Below are 4,895 nucleotides of genomic sequence, written 5' to 3'. Positions count from 1 at the left end.
AGAATGACCTTTTTTTAAGATAGGTGTCATCCTGAGGAGCGTAGCGACGAAGGATCTCCCATAAAACCGTGTTTTCTGAGATTCTTCGGCCTTCGGCCTCAGAATGACCTTTAAGGTATGCACTTTTAATTCGTAGATAACATTTTTTGGTTTTTGCTTGACAAAAAAGGGCCTGTTTAATATAATAAAAAATCTATGTTGGAATAACACAAAAAAGAGGGGGGAGAAATTGATGGCAGAGGAAAAGAAATCAGCAAAAAAAACCACGGCAATGCTTCTAAAGATTGTCCTCGGGGTAGTGCTGGTCGTCTTTGGTTTAGCCGCAATAATTACCTGGCGCCAGGATGTGCTGAGCTTGATAAAAGGCACTCTCGGAATAGTTATAGTTCTCGGCGGAATAATCTGTTTTGCGATAGCAAAAGAATAGACGGCATAAAATATTCCCGTTGGTTTTGCGTCGTGCGTGATGCGCTTTGCGTCATGCGCTGTGTGTTGCATGCAAGAATGCACCACGCAATACGCAATATGAAACATGGATAGATAAACTGATATGGAACAAGGGAAGTCTTAAACGACACGGCCCCGCCACTGTATCGCTGATGAAACCGGAACCGTTGAAATACAAAAGAAAAAAACGGTTAAACCACGGTTTCGCAGAAGACGATTAATTTTTTGGGTCTTTTGCGTTTCTGGAAGGCGCCGGGAGTAAATCGAAGCGAAAGTCAGGATACCTTGCCCGTAACTTAGGATTAACGACGTTTCTCTTTCGAGGGTGAGGAGGAAGTTTGAAAAGCGGGATTTTTGTTTTATTATTGATAGCGATCTTTTTGGCTGTTCTCAATGGGCAATGTTCTGTCCATGCAGACGAAAATCCGCGAATCATTTCACTTACCCCATCCACCACCGAAATATTATTCAGCCTTGGTCTTGGCGATAATATAGTAGGCGTAACTTCCTTTTGTAATTACCCCAAACAGGCGCTGTCGATAGAAAAGACAGGATCTTTCAGCCAGCCCAATATAGAAAAAATCATTAGTTTAAACCCGGACCTGATACTGCTCACCGGATTAGAACAACAGCCAACAGCCGAAAAACTAAAAAAATTAGGCTTAAATTTCCTGGTAGTATACCCCTCTGATATTAAAGGCCTGTATTCATCGATCAGAAAAATCGGCAGGGCCGCAGGCTCTCAACAAGAGGCCGAAGAACTAATCAACAAAATAAATAAACGCCTTGACAAGCTCAAAGCCAGGACATCGCTTATTCCCGGATATAAAAGAAAAACCGTGTTTATCGAAATATGGCATGACCCGATTATCACTGCCGGGGCCGGATCGTTTGTCGGTGAACTGGTTGAATTAGCCGGCGGTATAAATATAGCTAAAGATACCTTAAGGGCTTATTCAAGATTCAGCGCAGAGACAGTGATTTCCAGGGATCCGGACTGCATCATTTTAGGGTATATGGCCGGCGATCAGGAGTTAAAGCGGATAAAACAAAGAACCGGCTGGGAAAATATCAAAGCGATAAGAAATAACAACATTATTGGCGACATTGATCCGGATCTGATCCTGCGGCCGGGGCCGAGGTTTGTTGAGGGAGTGGAGAAGATCTATGAGAGGTTGTATGGACACTGAACCGGCTTTGAGCTTTGAGCTATGAGCTGTGAGCTATGAGCTAAAACATCCGCGTGAATCCGTGCACAAGCAAATTTATGGTAATTCGTGAAATGAAGAGTAAAAATATTATAGGATTGCTTATTCTCCTGCTGATGGTAATGGCGGTTCTTTCTGTTTTTATAGGAGCTGTCTGGATTTCACCGCTAAGGTTATTAAGCGGCCAAAACCCGGATATCCTAAGGCTCAGGATAGTAAGGACGATTCTGGCATTTATCGCCGGGGCAGGATTAAGCGCGGCCGGGGTAATACTTCAGGGCCTGCTGAGAAATCCCTTAGCCGAGCCCTGTGTATTGGGCATATCCAGCGGCGCGGGATTAGGCGCGGCAAGCTGTATTGTGCTTGGCCTGAGCTCCGGAGCCCTGGGCCTGGGTTTTTTGCCTCTGATGGCCTTTTTAGGGGCTTTGCTTACTATGATCCTGGTCTATAACTTAGCCAAAACCAATGGAAAGATATCTATTTATAACCTGTTACTTTCCGGAGTGATAGTCAGCGCGGTATTATCAGCCATATTAATATTTATGGTTTCAATTTCCACCCGGGAAGGCCTGCACAGTATTCTCTGGTGGCTGTTGGGAAGCCTTCAGCAATTTGATCTGAAATTAGTTATTGTGACAGGGGTGATTGTTACGGCTTGTTTAAGCGCCAGTTTAATATTCTGGCGCGATTTAAATATAATTACGCTTGGCGAAGAACCTGCTATCCATTTAGGCCTTAGGGTAGAGGCGATCAAGAAGATATTATTTATCCTGGCTTCCCTGCTCACTGCCGGAGTTGTTTCGGTCTGCGGGCTGATCGGTTTTGTCGGTTTGATAGTCCCTCATCTGATGCGGATATTACTGGGCCCAAACCATAAATTTCTGCTTCCTTCGTCAATTATCGGCGGGGGCCTGTTTCTTATAACCTGCGACTTGCTGTCCCGGACGCTTCTTTCACCGGTTGAGATCCCTATCGGCGTGATCACCGCGCTTATCGGGGGGCCGTTGTTTATCACTTTACTGAGGCGAAAGAGAGGATAGGCAGGGAATGACGAAGGACGAGAGAAGGACGAGAGATGGTAAAAAACATAAATAGTTTAATCCAGTTGAAGAATATCTTTGTCGGCTATGGTTTGAAAACCGTTTTAAAGGATATTTCGTTTAACATAAACGAAGGAGATTTTGTCGGGATTATCGGGCCTAATGGGTCGGGTAAATCTACCTTGATCAGGGCTATTAGCCGGGTTTTAAGACCGTTTAGCGGCGAAATCTTGCTCAATAACCAGGATATATACCAATTAGACAGCCGGACGGCCGCTAAAAATATTGCCGTGGTTCTTCAGGAAAGCCCGATTAACTTTTCGTTCAATGTCATGGAAATAGTGCTTATGGGCCGGGCTCCTCATCTGGGGAAATTAGAGTTAGAAAGTAAAAAGGATTTTGAAATCGCAAAGTCCAGTTTGTTATTGACTGATACTTTAAAGCTGGCTGAAAGAGACATAAATGAGCTTAGCGGCGGAGAGCGGCAGATGGTGATAATTGCCAAAGCGCTTGCCCAGAAGCCCCGGATACTTCTTTTAGACGAACCCATTGCCCACCTGGACATAAACCATCAGATCGAAATACTTAATCTGATAAAGAGGCTGAACGCAGAAAACAACCTGACCGTGGTCATGGTTACTCATGACTTAAATGCGGCGGCTGATTATTGCCGGAGACTGATTTTATTAAAACAGGGCCGGATCTACACTACCGGCTTACCTGATGAGGTAATAACCGGCCAAACCATCAAAGATGTTTATGGCGCTGATTGCGCAGTTGAAACTAACCCTGTTACCGGCGCTCCGCTGGTGATAAGAAAGATTTAGTAAACACGAGTAAGTTAGCTCATAGCTGTTAGCTCATAGCTCATAGTAAGGGAAGAAAGGGTGAATATGACAAAATTAACTAGGTTTTTTATTATTGCAGGATTGTTTTTGGTAATTGTTGTTCAGCCAACCGGGGCAGAGGAAAAAGATATTGCGACCGTTGACCTAAAAGAGATAGTCGTTACGCCCGCCAGAACAGAACAGGCGATTGGCGATGTGAGCGGAACGCTTACTGTTCTTGAGGGAGAAGAGCTTCAGGCCAGGGGAAAAAGAACGGTTAAAGAGGCATTAAGAGAAGTTCCGGGAGTGAGTATAGTCCAGACAGGAAGTTTCGGCGGGCCGACATCGGTATTTACCCGGGGAACAAACTCAAATCATACACTGATAATGCTGGACGGGGTAAAGATGTATGACCCGATGGCGCCTAACGGCGCTTATGACTTGGCGCATTTTACTATTGACAATGTTGACCGGATCGAAATCGTAAAGGGGCCGCAATCAGCGCTCTGGGGTTCTGACGCAATCGGAGGAGTTATTAATATTATAACCAAAAAAGGCAAAGGCAAGCCGTCGGTTTCAATACTTTCAGAAGCCGGTTCTTTTGACACATACCGGGAGGTGTTAAATTTAGGAGGTGAATATAAAGGCCTGCGTTTTTCTGCCGGCGTTTCAAGAACTGACAGCCGCGGTATTTCAAAAGCCCAGAAAAGAGACAATAACCCCGAAAAAGACCCTTATTATAACACCAGTATTTCCAATAGATTAGACTATGAGATAACTGACAATCTTGTCTTTGGCAACACAGCCCATTATATAAATTCAGCATTCGAATATGACGACTGGGCCGGCGTGGGCGGTGACGACCCTAATAAAAAAGGCTGGTATGAGCAGATCATAGTATCTCCTTACCTGGAACATAAGCCGATAGAGTGGTGGAATTATAAATTGCAATATTCCTGGATGAGAAACTTTCGCAGGGACCACGATGACAATAACGGGGCAGTAATAGATTATCTCCGGGACTGGTATGAAGGCCGGACAACAAAAATAGATTTTCAGAATAATTTCTACATCAAAGAATTTGATACAATAGTTTTTGGCTATGACTGGCAAAAAGAAACAGGGGATTCTTATTACTATCTTGACTTTGGTTTTGGAGGGGCTGAAACAGAATTTCCAAAGTCCAGCGCTGTCAACCATGGCTGGTATTTACAAAATGAACTTAACTGGGATAATTTTAACCTGCTTGCCGGGATAAGAGTGGATGAACATTCGAAATTCAAGACCCATCTCACCTATAAAGCGAGCGCATCTTATCTATTTGATTTAACAGATACGAAAATAAAAGGCAGCTGGGGAACAGGGTTTAAAGC

Annotated in this window: 5 protein-coding genes and 1 riboswitch; all 5 genes read left to right on the top strand. The window is 44.2% G+C overall.

What is annotated here, in order from left to right; all coding sequences use genetic code 11:
• Positions 1–232: 232 nt before the first annotated feature.
• Positions 233–427: a hypothetical protein gene (locus tag U9Q08_00735; protein MEA3328258.1), complete on the top strand. Its 195-nt coding sequence runs from the start codon at positions 233–235 to the stop codon at positions 425–427.
• A gap of 90 nt (positions 428–517) precedes the next feature.
• A riboswitch (cobalamin riboswitch) is annotated at positions 518–755 on the top strand.
• A 30-nt stretch (positions 756–785) separates the two neighbouring features.
• Positions 786–1,637, top strand: a complete 852-nt coding sequence (locus U9Q08_00730) for a cobalamin-binding protein (GenBank protein MEA3328257.1) — start codon at positions 786–788, stop codon at positions 1,635–1,637.
• A 77-nt stretch (positions 1,638–1,714) separates the two neighbouring features.
• Positions 1,715–2,695 carry an iron ABC transporter permease gene (locus U9Q08_00725; protein MEA3328256.1) on the top strand — a complete coding sequence of 327 codons (981 nt, stop codon included), beginning with the start codon at positions 1,715–1,717 and terminating at the stop codon, positions 2,693–2,695.
• Between the two features lie 35 nt (positions 2,696–2,730).
• On the top strand, positions 2,731–3,522 hold the full coding sequence (locus U9Q08_00720; GenBank protein ID MEA3328255.1) for an ABC transporter ATP-binding protein: 792 nt from the start codon (positions 2,731–2,733) through the stop codon (positions 3,520–3,522).
• 66 nt (positions 3,523–3,588) lie between these two features.
• On the top strand, positions 3,589–4,895 hold a 1,307-nt coding region (locus U9Q08_00715), incomplete at its 3' end, for a TonB-dependent receptor plug domain-containing protein (protein ID MEA3328254.1).

Source organism: Candidatus Omnitrophota bacterium (assembly GCA_034717435.1).
In the GTDB taxonomy this organism is placed as follows: domain Bacteria; phylum Omnitrophota; class JAUWXU01; order JAUWXU01; family JAUWXU01; genus JAYELI01.
This window is presented reverse-complemented; position numbering and strand designations above follow the sequence as displayed.

What these genes read in the sequence shown, in the direction of transcription:
- U9Q08_00725 (MEA3328256.1), top strand. Translation starts at nt 1,715, where the DNA reads ATGGTAATTCGTGAAATGAAGAGTAAAAATATTATAGGATTGCTTATT.
- U9Q08_00720 (MEA3328255.1), top strand. Translation starts at nt 2,731, where the DNA reads ATGGTAAAAAACATAAATAGTTTAATCCAGTTGAAGAATATCTTTGTC.
- U9Q08_00735 (MEA3328258.1), top strand. Translation starts at nt 233, where the DNA reads ATGGCAGAGGAAAAGAAATCAGCAAAAAAAACCACGGCAATGCTTCTA.